Annotated in this window: 14 protein-coding genes; 3 read left to right on the forward strand and 11 right to left on the reverse strand. The window is 69.4% G+C overall.

The window, feature by feature from the left end:
* Positions 1–21: 21 nt before the first annotated feature.
* Positions 22–846, reverse strand: coding sequence for an FkbM family methyltransferase (locus tag B9O00_RS11340; RefSeq protein ID WP_159460189.1), 825 nt, complete (start codon positions 844–846; stop codon positions 22–24).
* Positions 847–1,075: 229 nt separating this feature from the next.
* On the opposite strand from B9O00_RS11340, the gene B9O00_RS11345 reads away from it, so the two are divergent.
* Together B9O00_RS11345 and B9O00_RS11350 are read left to right on the forward strand one after the other, a co-directional pair.
* A complete protein-coding gene (locus B9O00_RS11345) occupies positions 1,076–2,272 on the forward strand; it encodes a glycosyltransferase family 61 protein (protein ID WP_159460190.1) in 1,197 nt (398 codons plus the stop codon).
* 79 nt (positions 2,273–2,351) lie between these two features.
* Positions 2,352–3,743, forward strand: coding sequence for an O-antigen ligase family protein (locus tag B9O00_RS11350; protein ID WP_085122787.1), 1,392 nt, complete (start codon positions 2,352–2,354; stop codon positions 3,741–3,743).
* 9 nt (positions 3,744–3,752) lie between these two features.
* Here the strand turns inward: B9O00_RS11350 and B9O00_RS11355 are convergent, their stop codons facing one another.
* From B9O00_RS11355 to rpiB, 8 genes are all read right to left on the reverse strand, one after another.
* Positions 3,753–4,397, reverse strand: coding sequence for a hypothetical protein (locus B9O00_RS11355; protein ID WP_085122788.1), 645 nt, complete (start codon positions 4,395–4,397; stop codon positions 3,753–3,755).
* A 67-nt stretch (positions 4,398–4,464) separates the two neighbouring features.
* On the reverse strand, positions 4,465–6,741 hold the full coding sequence (locus B9O00_RS11360; protein WP_159460191.1) for a GumC family protein: 2,277 nt from the start codon (positions 6,739–6,741) through the stop codon (positions 4,465–4,467).
* 101 nt (positions 6,742–6,842) lie between these two features.
* The gene (locus B9O00_RS11365) at positions 6,843–7,403 is read right to left on the reverse strand and encodes a polysaccharide biosynthesis/export family protein (protein WP_085122790.1); all 561 of its coding nucleotides are present in this window, start codon (positions 7,401–7,403) and stop codon (positions 6,843–6,845) included.
* Positions 7,404–7,441: 38 nt separating this feature from the next.
* Complete coding sequence (locus tag B9O00_RS11370) at positions 7,442–8,686, reverse strand: outer membrane beta-barrel protein (RefSeq protein ID WP_085122791.1); 1,245 nt, start codon at positions 8,684–8,686, stop codon at positions 7,442–7,444.
* A gap of 82 nt (positions 8,687–8,768) precedes the next feature.
* Positions 8,769–9,410 (reverse strand): hypothetical protein, encoded by a 642-nt coding sequence (locus tag B9O00_RS11375; RefSeq protein ID WP_085122792.1) that lies wholly within the window; start codon positions 9,408–9,410, stop codon positions 8,769–8,771.
* 645 nt (positions 9,411–10,055) lie between these two features.
* Positions 10,056–10,538 (reverse strand): transcriptional regulator NrdR, encoded by a 483-nt coding sequence (gene nrdR, locus B9O00_RS11380; RefSeq protein WP_085122793.1) that lies wholly within the window; start codon positions 10,536–10,538, stop codon positions 10,056–10,058.
* 48 nt (positions 10,539–10,586) lie between these two features.
* Positions 10,587–11,897 carry a serine hydroxymethyltransferase gene (gene glyA / locus B9O00_RS11385; RefSeq protein WP_085122794.1) on the reverse strand — a complete coding sequence of 437 codons (1,311 nt, stop codon included), beginning with the start codon at positions 11,895–11,897 and terminating at the stop codon, positions 10,587–10,589.
* 80 nt (positions 11,898–11,977) lie between these two features.
* Positions 11,978–12,421: a ribose 5-phosphate isomerase B gene (rpiB, locus tag B9O00_RS11390; RefSeq protein ID WP_085122795.1), complete on the reverse strand. Its 444-nt coding sequence runs from the start codon at positions 12,419–12,421 to the stop codon at positions 11,978–11,980.
* 291 nt (positions 12,422–12,712) lie between these two features.
* On the opposite strand from rpiB, the gene B9O00_RS11395 reads away from it, so the two are divergent.
* Positions 12,713–13,171: a Ros/MucR family transcriptional regulator gene (locus tag B9O00_RS11395; protein ID WP_085122796.1), complete on the forward strand. Its 459-nt coding sequence runs from the start codon at positions 12,713–12,715 to the stop codon at positions 13,169–13,171.
* 211 nt (positions 13,172–13,382) lie between these two features.
* Here the strand turns inward: B9O00_RS11395 and B9O00_RS11400 are convergent, their stop codons facing one another.
* Together B9O00_RS11400 and B9O00_RS11405 are read right to left on the reverse strand one after the other, a co-directional pair.
* On the reverse strand, positions 13,383–14,495 hold the full coding sequence (locus B9O00_RS11400; RefSeq protein ID WP_085122797.1) for a branched-chain amino acid ABC transporter substrate-binding protein: 1,113 nt from the start codon (positions 14,493–14,495) through the stop codon (positions 13,383–13,385).
* A 149-nt stretch (positions 14,496–14,644) separates the two neighbouring features.
* Positions 14,645–14,992: a DUF6867 family protein gene (locus tag B9O00_RS11405; RefSeq protein ID WP_085122798.1), complete on the reverse strand. Its 348-nt coding sequence runs from the start codon at positions 14,990–14,992 to the stop codon at positions 14,645–14,647.
* Between the last annotated feature and the right edge of the window lie 50 nt (positions 14,993–15,042).

Consider the following 15,042-nt stretch of genomic DNA (forward strand, 5'->3'; position numbering starts at 1 on the left):
ACTCCTCGCCTGGCGCCGCGCTCAGGCCCGGGCCACGGCGGGCGCGGCGACCGTCGCCCCGCCGGCGGTCTCGGCGCTCGGCAGGAAGACGACGTTCGGGTGACCCGCCGCCAGGCGCGCGCAGGGCTGCAGCCGCCCCGCCTCGTCGAGCAGATGCATCATGTAGCCCTGGCCGGCCAGCAGCGCGGTGGCCGCCGCCCAGTCGTCCGATTCGGGGTCGAGGCTCTCCAGCACCAGGATCGGGCGGCAGGCGGCGATCGTCCGGGCCGCGCCGCGCAGCGCCGGCAACTCCGCGCCCTCGACGTCGAGCTTGATCACGTCGACCCGCGGCAGCGCCAGTTCCTCGACCAGCCGGTCGAGGGTCGTCGTCTCGACGGTCTCGGTCTCGCGCTCGCCGAAGCGGCGCACGATGCTGGCCGAGACCGCGCTGGCGGAGCGGTCGAGCAGCGCCGTGCCCTCGCTGTCGAACAGCGCCTTCGGCACGATCGCGACGCTGCGGAAGCCGTTGAGCCGGATGTTCTGCTCCAGGGCGGCGCGGGCGTAGCTCTGCGGCTCGATCGCGACGACCCGTCCTTCGGGCCCACAGAGCCGCGCCGCGGCGCAGGTGAAGATGCCCTGGTTGGCGCCACCGTCGATGAACACGCCACCGGGGCGGACGAAGGTCCCGAGCCCGAGCAGCAGGGGCTCGTAGTACTCGCGCTGGACGTAGATCCAGGTCGAGCCCTGGTGGCCGAACAGCGGCGGCAGGCGCAGCCGGAAATCGTAGGGCGCGACGCGGATCGTGACCGGACGGCGCAGCAGGAAGCAGACGACCAGCCAGGAGGCCGCGAGGACGAGGGTGCGCAACGGCTTCGCCCGGAATCCCGGAGAACGAACCACGGCCCGGACCTGTCGATACATGGAGCGCTCCCCCTCGCCTGGCTGGCCAGCCAGGCCGCTTCCGGCCCAGGCTAGAACATCGGTCGCCCGAAACAAAGGTGCCAGGGCCGGCCGACTGCAACCGGCCCTGGCCCGCGCCGCCGCGATCGGCAATGATCCGCGGCGCCCAACCATGGCAGGGGAAACCGGGCCGACCATGACTCTGAAGGCGCTGGCCGTCAGGCTGATACCGCCGCGCTTCCACGGCCAGGCGAAGGACCTTTCCGGTCGCGTCCATGCCGTCCTGCGCCGGGCCTGGGCGCGGGTGCCCGGCGATTCGCGGACCTTCGGCCCGCCCAGGCGGCTGCATCCCTCCTGGCGCGAGCCGGCGGCCGGCGCAGAGGTGCTCTGCACCCTGCCCGGCGGCGAGCGGCCTTGCGCGGAGCCCCGGGACCTGGCCGGCGGCCGGCCGCACTGGAAGTTCGAGCGGCAGCCGGCGGCGCGCTTCGAGGCGACCTCGCTGCTGTCGCTCCGGAACTGCCGGCTGGTCGGCGCCGAGGGCGCGGTGATCGCCGGCGACGACGGCCTGATCGGCGACCTGTCGCAGGAGATCGGCCGCCGCGCCGGCGAGCACAGCCTGTTCGCCAGCCTGCGCCTGCCGCCGCCGCGCCGGGTCGAGGGCACGCTGTTCTCGCTCGCGACGCCGAGCGCCGACAACTACTACCATTGGCTGTTCGAGGCCCTGCCCCGCCTGCGCCTGCTCGAGGAGGCCGGGCTGCCCGCGGACCGGATCTACGCGCGGTGGGCCCAGCCGTTCCAGCGCGAGACCCTCGCCCTGCTCGGAGTCGGCGAGGAGCGCATCCTGGCCGCCGGACCCGACCGCCACCTGGCGCCGGACCGCCTGCTGCAGCCGACGCGGATCCAGGCGCCGACGCCCTGGGCCGTCGAGCTGCTGCGCCGCGCGATCCTGCCCACCGACACCGGCGCGCCGGCCCCCGGCGCTCCCCGGCGCCTGTTCATCACACGCAACCGCGGGCGCTACCGCCGCCTGCTGAACGAGGCCGAGGTGCTGGCGCGCCTGGCGCCGCTCGGCTTCACGGCGCTGCCGCTCGAAGGCCGCAGCGTCGTCGAGCAGGCCAGGCTCTTCGCCGGCGCCGAACTGATCGTCGCGCCCCATGGCGCCGCCCTGGCCAACCTCGCCTTCTGCGCGCCCGGCGCCCGGGTCGTCGAGCTGTTCGCGCCCGGCTACGTCTCCGCGCTCTACTGGCACCTGGCCTGCCTCTGCGGCCTGGACTACGCCTACCTGGTCGGCGAAGGCCCCCTGGTCCAGCCCGGCCAGCCCGACGCCTGGCGCGCCGATTTCCTGCTCGATGCCGCTCGCCTCGCCGGCGCGCTCGAACGCCGCCTGGGATGAGCGGGCGGGCCTGCCCTTGCCGCCCCGGCCCGCCTGTGGAACAAGGGACGGGGCTGCAGCGCGGGGTGGCAGGACGCCGATGACCGAACGGATTCTCTTCTGGGCCCTGCTCGCCCTGGTCGCCTACGCGCCCCTGCCCTTCGCCAGCAACCGGCCCTGGTCGTGGAGCCTGCTGGCCCTCTTGTCCGGGGTCCTGCTGGCCGCCTGGGCGGTCGCGGCCGCCTTTCGCCGGGCGCCGGCACCGGTCGCCCTGCGGCGCTGCTGGCCGGTCGTGCTGCCCTTCGTCCTGGCGACCGGCTGGGCCGCCGTCCAGGCCTCGGGCTGGACGCCAGCGAACCTCGACCATCCGGCCTGGGCGATCGCCGGCGCCGCGCTCGACCGCCCGCTCGACGGCGCGCTCAGCGTCGAGCCGCTGGCCGCCTGGGACGGCCTGATGCGCCTGTTCGGCTACGCCGCCGTCTTCTGGCTGGCGCTGCAGCTCTGCCGCGGTCGCGAGCGGGCCAGGACGGCGCTGCTGGTCCTGGTCGCCAGCGTCGGGATCTACGCGCTCTACGGCCTGATCGCCCAGCTCAGCGGCAGCCAGTCGATCCTCTGGTTCCGCAAGTGGGCCTACCTCGACTCGGTGACCGGTCCCTTCGTCAACCGCAACTCCTTCGCGACCTACCTCGGCCTGGGCCTGCTCTGCGCGACGGCCCTGCTGCTCGAGGCCTGGCAGCGCGCCCTGGAGTTCGCGCCCGGCCTCAGGCTGCGCGTCAAGCGATCGATCGAAATGCTGAGCGGCCACGGCATCCTGCTGCTGCTGCTCGCCGTGGTCGCGACGGCGCTGCTGCTGACCGGCTCGCGCGGCGGACTCGCGGCAACGGTCGCCGGGATGGCGGGCCTGCTGCTGCTGTCCGGCGGGCAGCGGCGCGGCACAATCGGCCTGCGCTCCATCGCCCTGCTGATCGGCGCCGGCGCCATCGCGCTTTTCCTGGTCAGCGGCGAGAAGACCGGCGCCCGCCTCGGCGACGCCGGCGGCTCCCTGGTCGCACGCGGCGACGCCTACGCCGTAACCGCACGGGCGATCGAGACGGCACCGCTGCTCGGCGCCGGCCTCGGCTCGTTCGACCTGGTGTTCAAGCTGTTCCAGCCGATCGAGCTGACCGGGAACTGGGGCAAGGCGCACGAAAGCTATCTCGAGAACGCCCTGGAACTCGGCATACCGGGCGCCGCGCTGCTCACGCTGCCGATCCTGCTGGCGGCGCTGCACTGCCTGCGCGGCGTGTTCCGCCGCCGCCGCGACGGGCTCTATCCGGCGATCGCGGTGGCCGCGACCCTGCTGGTCGGCAGCCACGCCCTGATCGACTTCAGCCTGCAGATCCCGGCAGTCTCGGTGGCCTACGCCTTCCTGCTCGGCCTCGGCAGCACCCAGGCCTGGCGCCGGGGCGATCTCGCCGAGCCGGAGCGCGACGGCGGCGACCTGCCGGGCTGACCAGCCGACTCAGGGCTGCCGGAAGGCCGGCGAGGCGACCAGCGCGTCCATCCAGGCATCGCCGCCGGGCTCGCTCGCCAGGGCCGCTCGGAATCGCGGAACGTTGCGCAGCCGCTTGATCAGCTGGCCCGTGGCCGCACCGTCGCTGCGCCAGCGCAGCCTGACCTGCTGCTGCCAAAGGTCGTGGCCCGCGTCCGACAGGCGGTCCCAGAGCAGCAGGCCCAGGCGGATGCGGCCATCGAGCTGGTCGCGTTGCGCGGGTGCCGACTCGATCGAGGTCTCCAGGGCCCGCGCCGCCGCATCGCGATGGAGCAGCAGCAGCTCGACCAGGGCCAGGCGCATCCAGCCATGGCTGTCGAGCGGCCGCGCCTCGAGGGCGCGCGTCAGGGCGTCGCGGGCAGCCGCCAGCTCACCGAGCCGGGCCTGGGCCTCATCCAGCGGCAGGGCCTGGGCGCGCAGGTAGTGGGCGGAGCCCAGCTCCTGCCAGAGGGCCGCCTCGCCGATCCAGGCCAGCGCGGCCCGCCGGCTCTCGACCAGGCGGTCGAGCTCGACGGCGTCGACCGGCCCGTCGATCCGGATGGCATCGGCGATCGGATCGCCCGGCAGCGCCAGCAGGTGGCCGACCGTCCTCGGCACGGCCAGGCCGACGATCAAGAGACCGAGGCCGGCGGCGAAGAGGATCCCGGCGGCATCCGGCCGCCGTTGTCGCCTTGCCTCCCGGCTACTCCTGATAGTATTCGCGATAGCGGCCATAGTAGTAGCCGTAGTCTCCGAAGCCGTACTTGGAATGGCGGCGCACATTGACCTGGCTGAGCACCACGCCGGCCAGATGCGCCTTCGCCTGGACCAGCTGGCGCAAGGCCGCCAGGGCGACCTGGCGGGGCGTCTTCTCCCACTGGGTGACAAAGACCGTGCGATCGGCCAGAGCGCCGAGGATCAGCGGATCGGCGACCGCCAGCACCGGCGCCGAGTCCAGCACGACCAGCTCATAGGCCTCGACCAGCTGCTCGAGGATGCGCCCGAAGGTCTTCGACTGCAGCAGGTCCTGGGGGTTCGGCACCCGGCTGCCCGAGAGCAGGACATGGAGGCCGGTCGCCGGGTCGACGAAGACCGCCTCGTGCAGCTTCGCCCGATCGGTCAGCACGTCGGTCAGCCCGGGCAGGCTCTGCCTGGGATCGGCGTCGACGGGATGCACCAGCTTGCTCATGGTCGGCCGCCGCACGTCGCAATCGACCAGCAGGGTCCGCTTGCCGCCGAGCGCCGCGACCCGTGCCAGCGACAGCGACGTCACCGTCTTGCCCTCGCCGGGCACGGATGAGGTCACGAGCACCGAACGTGGCGGTTCGTCGATATCCGAGAGCAGCACGCCGGCCAGCAGGGTGCGCATCGATTCCGCGAACTGCGAGGCCGGCTTGTCGATCAGCACCCGGTCCGGCCGCGCGCGGCGCCGCCCCCCGCCCTGAGTGGGCACCAGGGCCAAGGTCGCGAGCCCGGCGGCCAAACGGATCTGCTCGCCGGTGCGGAAGCCGTTGTCGAGCCTCTCGACCAGGACGACCAAGGCAATGCCGAGCAACAGGGAGGCTCCGAAGGCGAGGCCGACGATCAGCGTCTTGCGCGGATAGGACGGGGCGAGCGGCACGTCGGCCCGGGAGATCACGCGGGCATCGGGCTGCTGGATGTCCTGCTGCTCGCTGGTCTCCTTGAAGCGGTTCAGGAAGGTCTCGTAGAGCGTGCGGTTCGCCTCGGCCTCGCGCTGCAGCTGGGAGAGGCCGATCTCCGCCGAGCGGCTGTCGTTGGATTCGGCCTTGAGGCCCTGGAGGTCCTTCTGCAGCGCGTTCTCCCGCGCCTTGGCGACCTCGACCTCGTTCTCGAGGTTCTGGACGATCTTCCTGACCTCGCGGGCGATCGAGTTGCGCAGATCGGCGATCTCGGCACGCGCGTTGACGATGCGCGGATGGCGCTCGCCATAGCGCGTGAGCAGCTCCGACAGCTTGCGCTGCAGCTCGGCCTCCTGGCCGCGCAGGTTCTGGATGAGCGCGGATTGCAGCACCTGCGCCGCCGAGTCGGCACCGCCGCGGTTGACCAGGTCGCGGACCTGCGACAGCCGCGCCTCGGCCGCCGCCCGATCGGCCCGGGCCATGGTCAGCTGCGTGTTGAGCTCCGAGACCTGCTGGCTCGAGACGTCGTTCTTCTCGGTGTCGGCGATGTTGTACTTCTTGCGATAGGCGACGACGGCCCGCTCCGAGGCCTCGACCTGCTCGCGCAGCGTCTTCAGGCGGTCGCTCAGCCAGGCGTTGGCCCGCGCCGTCGCCTCGAACTTCGCCTCCAGCTGACTGACCAGGTAGAGATCGGCCACCTTGTTGGCGATGCGGGCCGCCTTGAAGGGATCCTGGGAGACGAAGGAGATGTCCATGACGAAGGATCGGCCGACCGGCTTGACGGTCAGGCGGGACAGGAAGGCGTCGATGACCGCCGCCCGGTCGAGGTCCTTCTGGTCCACGGCGCCGAGCGGCTGCTTCTGCCTGTCCGCGGGCGAAAGCAGCGCGAGCCAGGACTGGGGCAGCCAAGCCGACGGCCGCAGCGAGGACCAGACGGAGTCAGCCGGCTTCAGCTTCGGGTTGAACTCCGGGTCCTCGTCGAGCTTGAGCTCATCGACGACCCGCGAAGCCAGGGTCCGCGAGGTCAGCACTTCGACCTCGCTCTCGACCATCGCGGCATCGGGATTGACGCCCGAAACGACGTTCTCGATGTTCACGACACGCTGCTGGCGCGCATCGATCATCACCCGCGTCGTCGCGACGTAGCGCGGCGTCAACTGTACGACGACGAGGACCGTCAGCCCGGTCAGCAGCAGCATCGTGCCGACGACGATCCACCGGCGCCGCCAGAGCGTGCGGAGCAGCTCGCCGAGATTGAGCTCGTTCTCGCCCATCGGCACGCCGTAGCCGTGCGACTCGTCCGGCTCGTGCCGCCGCGTCAGGGGGGTCGCCGCATCCATCGCCGCTCTCATCCTCGCCCGCCGCCGCCCGCGGTCTCCCGCAACGGCAACTGTCACGTTGTTCCGCACCGCCCCCAGGGCGGCGGACCGACATACCTCTGCTAGAAGAAGCGCTCGTCGACCGTGATGATGTCGCCCGGCAGCACGGCCGCGCGTTCACCGACCACGGTCGCACTGTCCTTGTCGGCACCGTTGCGCTGAATCAGGATCCGATCCTTGCGCGCCCGATAGGTGTAGCCGCCGGCCAGCGCCACCGCGTTCAGCACGGTCATGCCGGACACGTAGGGATAGCTGCCGGGGTTGTTCACTTCGCCGAGTATGTAGAACGGCCGGTAGTTGAGCACCTCGATACTGACCCGAGGGTTCTTCAGGTAGCCGTTGAGGAGCTTGGCGACGATCGCCTGCTCGAGCTCCGAGAGGGTCCGCCCCTCCGCCTTCACCTCGCCGATCAGCGGCAGCGAGATCACACCGGTCGAATTGACCTCGAACTCGCCGGAGAGATCCTCTTCGTCGAACACCGTGACGCGCAGCTTGTCGCCGGTATCGAGGCGGTAGACCGCCTGCGGTGCGCCTGCCGGGCCACTCGACTGAGCCGAGCCCCGACCGGGCAGTAGCGCCAGAGCCAACAACACCGCACAAAGAACCAGCCGCAGCCGCACCATCACCCTCGCCCTATCGACCCGGCTTGGCCCCCCAGCACTCAGAACTGCACCCCGCCCCGCAACATGACGACGCTCCGCTTGTAGTCGGATCCGTCGACATTGGTGTTGCGCATCGTGAACTCGTAGTTGGCGCCGACGTAGAAGTTCCGATTGATCAGGTACTTGGCGCCGATCGAGCCGTCGAACAGGTAATCGGTCCGGTCGATGCCCTGGTAGTCATTGTCGGCGAAGCCGGCACCGCCCGTCAGGATGATATTGCGCCGCAGCTCGTGCGCGACGTCGACCCGGATGCTCGAGTTGAGATAGCCCGAGGCTCCGACGATCGTCGTCTCCTCGATCGTCCGCGCACCGGAGAAGTCTACGGTCGTCAGCTCGGAAGCGAACCAGGTCACGCCGAGCTTGAAGGAGAAGCCGCTGATGTCGTTCAGCTGCGAGTCCTTGTAGAACTGCTGCTGCCAGCCGGCCGAGACCTCGCCGCGGGTGATGCCGCTCAGCCGGAACTGGGTGCCGACCGAGATGTCGTAGCCCTGCGAATCGCGGTTGAGTCCGCTGTCGTCGACGCTGGTGACGTAGTCCCGGTTGTTGTACTCGCCGCTGACGAAGGCGAGATAGTTCGGGATGATCTCGTAGCCCACCCGCGCGCCGGTGGTCGCGACGCCGCGGTCGCGATCGTCGTTGTTGATCGTCGTGCCGGCCGAGGTCTGGACGTCGTTGTAGTCCAGGTACTGGTAGCGGGCGTTGCCGAACAGCGCGATGCGCGAGACCTGATAGGCGCCGCTGACGCCGCCGTTCAGGTCGTAGTACTCGGTCGGCGTCTTGCCGTTGACGTCGTCCGGCGAGCCGCGCTCCTCGTGGAGCTTCGACAGGTTCACGTCGCCGAACATCGTGGTCGAGCGCAGCACGTCGAGCCGGCCGTTGGTCTTCAGGAAGAAGTCTTCGTAGTCCTCGCCGGAAAAGTCCGCATAGCGACCGATCTCGGCCCCGGCGCTGGCGTTCAGTGCATGGCGAGTCCAGTCGGACTGGATCGAGATCTGGGGACTGAAGACGCCGATGAAGTCGTCCTTCGCGTTGTTCTGGGTCGCGAAGATGTTGGTGTCGTAGCGGGTCTCGACCTCGGCCTTCGGATAGATGAAGAAGCTGCCCACACGTCCGCCGACCGGGTCGTACTCGGGCCGGGGCCGATCGAGCACGGACACCGCGTCCTGCGCCGCGGCGGCAGAGGCCACCGCGGCCAGAGCGAAGCAGGCCGCAGCCGTGCCGACCAGTAACCTTCCCTTGCCCATCTCGCCTCCCCGAAACCTCGAACTCACCCTGTCACCGAAACCTGCGCCCGCTCCGCCGCCCCCCCTTTGGGACGCAGCGACGTCAGCTGGGGCTGACCTGGTTCGGATTCTCCTGGAACACGCTCTGCCCGAGGCTCTGCTGCCCGGGCTGAATGATCGGCAGGTTGACCTGCTGCTGCTGTTGCTGCTGGCCCGCCGCCGGCTGGATGGTTCCGGAGATGAACCCGCCGACCGCCGCGATCTGGCTCGGCGTCGGGTTGCCGCGCGAGCTGGCGACCTGCTGCTGGACCTGGGCTCGGACCTGCGGCGGCAGGGTATTGACCACCTGCGTGCTCACGTTGTTCGCCGAGGTCGAGCGGCCGATCGAGTCGAGCGTCACCGAGACGACCGAAAGCACCTGGGACGTGATGGTCCCAATGTCGATTGCCGGCGCGCCCGGGGTCGTCCCGGTGCCCGGCGTGCTCAGCGTCGCCGTCACGTTCTGCACCGCAGCCGCGATCTGGTCGTCGGTCGCGGTCTCCAGGGTCACCCCCGCCGGCAGCGCCGCCAGCACGTCGGCCAGCAACGTCGCATCGTCGGGCAGTTCCTGTCCCGCGGTGTCGGTCGCCTGGCCGAGTTGCACCGCCCCCGGAGCGACCTGGCCGGATTCCTGCGCCCAGCCCGGGGTCGTCGCCAAGGCCGCGATCGCCCCAAACGCGAATGCCACCGCATAACGCTTTGCCATCGTAAGATCCCCGCAAGGCACGGCAGCCCGGGCAAAGGGCCGCAACTATCTGGATTTCTATATAGCAGAGCACACCCTAAAGGAACAAGCGAACGGGGAAAATTCGGCTGTCGGGCGACGAAAGCAGAAGCCTGCCGTCCGCGGCGAAGGAATCTCAAGAATTCGCTCGCGCACGAACCGATCAATCCTACGATATTCGGGTCGCGCCTACGGATACCCGCGATGCGCGCATCGCCTCCTTCGGCGCTCACTGCGGGCTGACCTGATTCGGATTCTCCCGGAACACGCTCTGCCCGAGGCTCTGCTGGCCGACCTGCACGAGCGGCGGGTCCCGCGCCGCCGTTGCTGTCGGAACTGCGGTTTTCCCGACCGAAAGCCGAGGTCGCAAGGGCGACCGGTGGCAGCGCCGGAGAGACCTTCCCGCGGGCCGCCATGAGTGCCCCCGGGCAACCGCTCGACTTGCCGTCTCAGTTGGATCGACAGGGGCGACCCGGCCGCCCGCGATGCGCGCAGTGCAAGATTCAAGTGGCCGATCTCTTGTGCACCGAACCGGCACGGCAAGAATTCGCCGCCCAATTTCTTTGGAATGCGACATGATTTCTTGCCGCCCGGGAACCGCAGGGCGCAGAGGGAGGTGCCCCCGGGTCAGTCGCGGCCGCTGCCGAGGCCCTCGTCGAGCTCGCCGCCGAGGTCCCCGATGATCTTCTCGAAGTCCTCGACCTCGTGGAAGTCCCTGTAGACCGAGGCGAAGCGCACGAAGGCGACCTTGTCGATGTCGCGCAGCGTGTCCATGACCATCTCGCCGATCACCTTGCTGCGGATCTCGCTCTCGCCCGAGCTCTCCAGCCGCCGGGTGATCTGGTTGACGATCTGCTCCAGCCGGTCGCGCTCGACCGGCCGCTTGCGCAGCGCGATCGACATCGAGCGGAACAGCTTCTCGCGGTCGAAGGGCTCGCGGCTGCCGTCGGACTTGACGATGGTCAGCTCGCGCAGCTGCACTCTCTCGAAGGTGGTGAAGCGCGCGGCACAGCGCGGGCACTGCCGGCGCCGGCGGATCGCCGAGTTGTCCTCCGTCGGCCGCGAATCCTTCACCTGTGTGTCGGCGAAGCCACAGAATGGGCAGCGCATCTCTCGGTATTCCCCCTGACCGTCGCCTGCTGTTCCCCTCCGGCGGCCCTAGGCGACCGGATCCGGATAGATCGGGAAGCGCCGGCACAGTCCCTGCACCCGCTCCCGCACCCGCCGCTCGACCGCGCCGTTGTCCTCCGGGTTGGCCGCCAGGCCGTCGAGCACCTCGATGATCATCTTCGCGATCTCCCGGAACTCCTCGACGCCGAAGCCGCGGGTCGTCCCGGCCGGCGTGCCGAGCCGCACGCCCGAGGTCACGGTCGGCTTCTCGGGGTCGAAGGGCACGCCATTCTTGTTGCAGGTGATGCCGGCGCGATCGAGGCTCTTCTCGGTGACGTTGCCGGTCAGGCCCTTGGGGCGCAGATCGACCAGCACGACGTGGGTGTCGGTGCCGTCCGAGACGATGTCGACGCCGCCGAGCTTGAGCGTCTCGGCCAGCACCTTGGCGTTCTCGACGATGCGCCGCGCATAGTCCTTGAACTCCGGCTTCAGCGCCTCGCCGAAGGCGGCCGCCTTGCCGGCGATGGCGTGCATCAGCGGCCCGCCCTGCAGGCCCGGGAAGGCGGCCGAGTTGATCTTCTTGGCGATCGCCTCGTCGTTGGTCAGCACCATGCCGCCGCGCGCGCCGCGCAGGGTCTTGTGGGTCGTCGTCGTGACCACGTGGGCGTGGGGCAGCGGGCTCGGATGCACGCCGCCGGCGACCAGGCCGGCGAAGTGCGCCATGTCGACCATGAAGATCGCGCCGACCGAATCGGCGATCTGACGGAAGCGGGCGAAATCGATCTGGCGCGGATAGGCCGAGCCGCCGGTGATGATCAGCTTCGGCTTGTGCTCCCTGGCCATCGCCTCGATCTCGTCCAGGTCCATGCGGCCGTCCTGGCGGCGCACGCCGTACTGCACCGCCTTGAACCACTTGCCCGAGAGGTTCGGCGCGGCGCCGTGGGTCAGGTGGCCGCCGGCCGAGAGCGACAGGCCCATGATGGTGTCGCCGGGCTCCAGCAGCGCCAGCATCACGGTCTGGTTGGCCTGCGCGCCCGAGTGCGGCTGGACGTTGGCGAAGCCGCAGCCGAACAGCTGCTTGGCGCGGTCGATGGCGAGCTGCTCGACGACGTCGACGTGCTCGCAACCGCCGTAGTAGCGCCGGCCCGGATAGCCCTCGGCGTACTTGTTGGTCAGCACCGAGCCCTGCGCCTCGAGCACGGCGCGCGAGACGATGTTCTCGGAGGCGATCAGCTCGATCTGGTCCTGCTGCCGGTGCAGCTCGCCGAGGACCGCCTCGGCCAGGGCGGGGTCGGTCTCGGCGAGCGGCGCGGTGAAGAACCCGGTCGCGGGCGTCGGGGCGGCGGCATCTGCGGTCATGGTGACGGCTTTCCTCTTGCTGCTGCGTCGCAGGCGGACGGCTGGCCGCGACGCGGTGCGGAATGCGGACGGCGGAGGACCTAAACGGCTGCGCCGAGCTTGTCGACCCGGCGCTGGTGCCGGCCCCCGGCGAAGGCCGTGCCCAGGAACACGCGCAGGCAGTCCTTCGCGACCTCGTCGCCGATCAGCCGGGCGCCGAGGGCCAGGACGTTGGCGTCGTTGTGCTCCCGGCACAGCCTGGCCGAGGTCGTGTCGTGACAGAGCGCGGCACGCACCGCGGGATTGCGATTCGCCGCGATCGAGATGCCGATGCCGGTGCCGCAGACGACCAGGCCGCGCTCGGCCCGCCCCGCGGCGATGGTCTCGGCCAGGGCCCGGCCGAAGTCGGGATAGTCCACCGACTCGCCCGAGTCGGTGCCCAGATCCAGCACCTGATAGCCCAGTGCCCTCAACTCGTCCGCCAGCAGCGTCTTCAGGGCGAAGCCGGCATGGTCGGAAGCCACGGCCACGACATTCGGGTTCATGGAGGCGATCAAGACCAGTCACGTTGCAAGGGTTGAGGACGCTACCATATGTCGCCGTCGCGCAAAAGCTGAACACCAGGGTTCGCGGCGGCGACTGTCGGCACAACCTTTCCTTGCCGTTTCCCGCGAGCTAGGTCAAGGAACACGATCCTGCAAGTTTTGCCGACGTTCCGGGCCGAGCGTTCAAATCTCTGGCAAGTCAAAGAGCCTGTTTTTTTGTTTCATTTCGACGATGCTTCGATTATCGTTCTCTCTGCTTCTCACAATATTAACACACTGGGCAGGGGATTTATGGACGACAGGCCAGACGAAGCGAAGAACGACGATGGTCTCCTGGCACTGACCGCCGATGTCGTGGTCGCCTACCTGAAGAACAACCCGGTGCCGAGCGCGGACGTTCCTTCGATCATCGCATCTGTTCATGCGGCGCTGAAGAGTCTGGACGGCTCTACAGCGGAAACGCCGGAGGAAAAGCCGACACCGGCGGTTCCCGTACGCCGCTCGATCACCCCCGAGTACCTGATCTGCCTGGAAGACGGGCGCAAGCTGAAGACCCTGAAGCGTCATCTGCGAGCCGCCTACAACATGACGCCCGAAGAATACCGGGCGAAATGGGGACTTCCGGCAGACTATCCGATGGTCGCGCCGAACTACGCCAAGCAACGCTCGGAGTTCGCGCGCAAGATCGGCCTCGGCACGGCCAATGCCGGAGCGATCAAGAAGGGCGGCCGCCGCAAGAAGAGCGGCTGACCGGCCGGACCACAGGAGCGAGAGCCTGCGACGAAACGGCCCGGCACGGCGACGTGCCGGGCCGTTCTGCTTTGCCAGGGGCGCCGCCGGGCCGTCGGGCTCCGCCGCCCCCGAGACCGGTCCCTAAGCGGAACGGCCCGGCGAGAGCCAGCTCGCCGGGCCGCTTGCCGAAAGCTGCGGGGCGGACGGCAGCGCCGTCCGCCCGGGCCACCTACATCTCGCCGTAGGTGCCGTTCTTCCAGATGTACCAGACGTACTTCGGATCCTTGATGTCGCCCTTGTCGTCCAGGGTGATCGTGCCGATCACCGTGTCGAAGGTGCCGCCATGGATCTGCTTGGCCAGCTTCTCGGTGTCGAAGGACTTGGCGCGCTTGGCCGCCTCCGCCCAGACCTGAGCGGCGGCGTAGGTGTAGAGCGTGTAGCCTTCCGGCTCGTAGCCCTCGGCGCGGAACTTCTCGACGATCTTCTTGGCCGAGGCGAACTTACGCGGGTCGGGCGCGAAGGTCATGATCGTGCCCTGGCCGGCGTCGCCGGTGATCTTCCAGAACTCGTCGGTGACCAGGGCGTCGCCGGAGACCAGCTGCGGGTCGTAGCCCTGCTCCTTGGCCTGGCGGATGATCAGGCCGGCTTCGGTGTGGTAGCCGCCGACGTAGATCGCCTTGATGCCCGCGGACTTCATCTTCGAGACCAGCGCCGAGTAGTCCTTCTCGCCGGCGGTGTAGGCCTCGTACATGCCTTCCTTCACGCCGCGCTTGTTGAGCTGCTTCTTGGTCTCGTCGGCCAGGCCCTTACCATAGGCGGTCTTGTCCTGGAGGATCGCGATCTCGCCGTCCTTGTAGTGGTCGGCCAGGTAGTTGCCGGCGACGACGCCCTGGGCATCGTCACGGCCGCAGACGCGGGCGACGTTGGTCCAGCCCTTCTTCGCCGCCTCTTCGGTGAAGGCCGGGTTGGTCGAGGCCGGCGAGATCATCAGGATGTCCTCTTCGGCATAGACCGCCGAAGCCGGGATCGACGAGCCCGAGCAGAAGTGCCCGTCGACGAACTTCACGCCCTCGCCGACCAGCTTGTTTGCCGCCGCGACGGCCTGCTTCGGATCGCAGGCGTCGTCCTCGGCGATGCCGACGACCTTCTCGCCGTTGACGCCGCCGGCGGCGTTCAGGTCCTTCACGGCCATTTCCAGGCCACGCTTCATCTGCTCGCCGAAGGCGGCGTACTGACCGGTGATCGGGCCGACCGTCGCGATCTTCACCTCCGCCTTCGCCGCGCCGTAGCTGCCGGCGGTGAGCGCCGCCGCGGCGGCCAGGGCCAACGCGAGTTTCTTCATGATCCTGTCTACTCCCTGCTTGGGCCCTCTAGGTACTGCCGCGACGGCCGGGCCCTTGGTCGTCACGGGACCGATGCGATGGCCGACAATCTACCATCGCGTGGATCGCAGGGCCAAGCGCAGCCACCGACGCGCTGCGGCCCGATTGGCTAGCCTTCCCGCTTCTCGCGCCAGCCGAACAGCCCGGCCGGCTCGTAGAGCCAGGGGTACTGCACGACCATCTTGCGTGCCTGCGTCACGCGGTAGACGACCAGGATGACCGCCACGATGTAGAGGTACTGGATCAGCCAGCCGGTGAAGTGCAGCAGCGGCTCGTCGAACAGCGCGTAGGTCAGGAAGCGGTCGGCAATCGACAGCAGCAGGCCGTAGGGCAGCGCCTGCCACCAGCGGCGCCAGGTCCGGGCGATCGCCTGGCCGGTCATGAAGGCGGTGAATCCGAACAGCACCAGGGTCAGCCCGATGAACACCCCGATGCCGCTTCCCAGAACCGAGTGCATGGCCTGCTCCTAGAACCGGCGCGCGGAGGCCGATGGCCCGGCAGCGATTG

The organism is Tistlia consotensis USBA 355 (genome assembly GCF_900177295.1).
Classification (GTDB): Bacteria; Pseudomonadota; Alphaproteobacteria; order Kiloniellales; family DSM-21159; genus Tistlia; species Tistlia consotensis.

What these genes read in the sequence shown, in the direction of transcription:
- B9O00_RS11365 (WP_085122790.1), bottom strand. Translation starts at nt 7,403, where the DNA reads ATGGTGCGGCTGCGGCTGGTTCTTTGTGCGGTGTTGTTGGCTCTGGCG.
- B9O00_RS11375 (WP_085122792.1), bottom strand. Translation starts at nt 9,410, where the DNA reads ATGGCAAAGCGTTATGCGGTGGCATTCGCGTTTGGGGCGATCGCGGCC.
- B9O00_RS11350 (WP_085122787.1), top strand. Translation starts at nt 2,352, where the DNA reads ATGACCGAACGGATTCTCTTCTGGGCCCTGCTCGCCCTGGTCGCCTAC.
- B9O00_RS11395 (WP_085122796.1), top strand. Translation starts at nt 12,713, where the DNA reads ATGGACGACAGGCCAGACGAAGCGAAGAACGACGATGGTCTCCTGGCA.
- B9O00_RS11400 (WP_085122797.1), bottom strand. Translation starts at nt 14,495, where the DNA reads ATGAAGAAACTCGCGTTGGCCCTGGCCGCCGCGGCGGCGCTCACCGCC.
- B9O00_RS11405 (WP_085122798.1), bottom strand. Translation starts at nt 14,992, where the DNA reads ATGCACTCGGTTCTGGGAAGCGGCATCGGGGTGTTCATCGGGCTGACC.
- rpiB (WP_085122795.1), bottom strand. Translation starts at nt 12,421, where the DNA reads ATGAACCCGAATGTCGTGGCCGTGGCTTCCGACCATGCCGGCTTCGCC.
- nrdR (WP_085122793.1), bottom strand. Translation starts at nt 10,538, where the DNA reads ATGCGCTGCCCATTCTGTGGCTTCGCCGACACACAGGTGAAGGATTCG.
- glyA (WP_085122794.1), bottom strand. Translation starts at nt 11,897, where the DNA reads ATGACCGCAGATGCCGCCGCCCCGACGCCCGCGACCGGGTTCTTCACC.
- B9O00_RS11370 (WP_085122791.1), bottom strand. Translation starts at nt 8,686, where the DNA reads ATGGGCAAGGGAAGGTTACTGGTCGGCACGGCTGCGGCCTGCTTCGCT.
- B9O00_RS11345 (WP_159460190.1), top strand. Translation starts at nt 1,076, where the DNA reads ATGACTCTGAAGGCGCTGGCCGTCAGGCTGATACCGCCGCGCTTCCAC.
- B9O00_RS11360 (WP_159460191.1), bottom strand. Translation starts at nt 6,741, where the DNA reads ATGGATGCGGCGACCCCCCTGACGCGGCGGCACGAGCCGGACGAGTCG.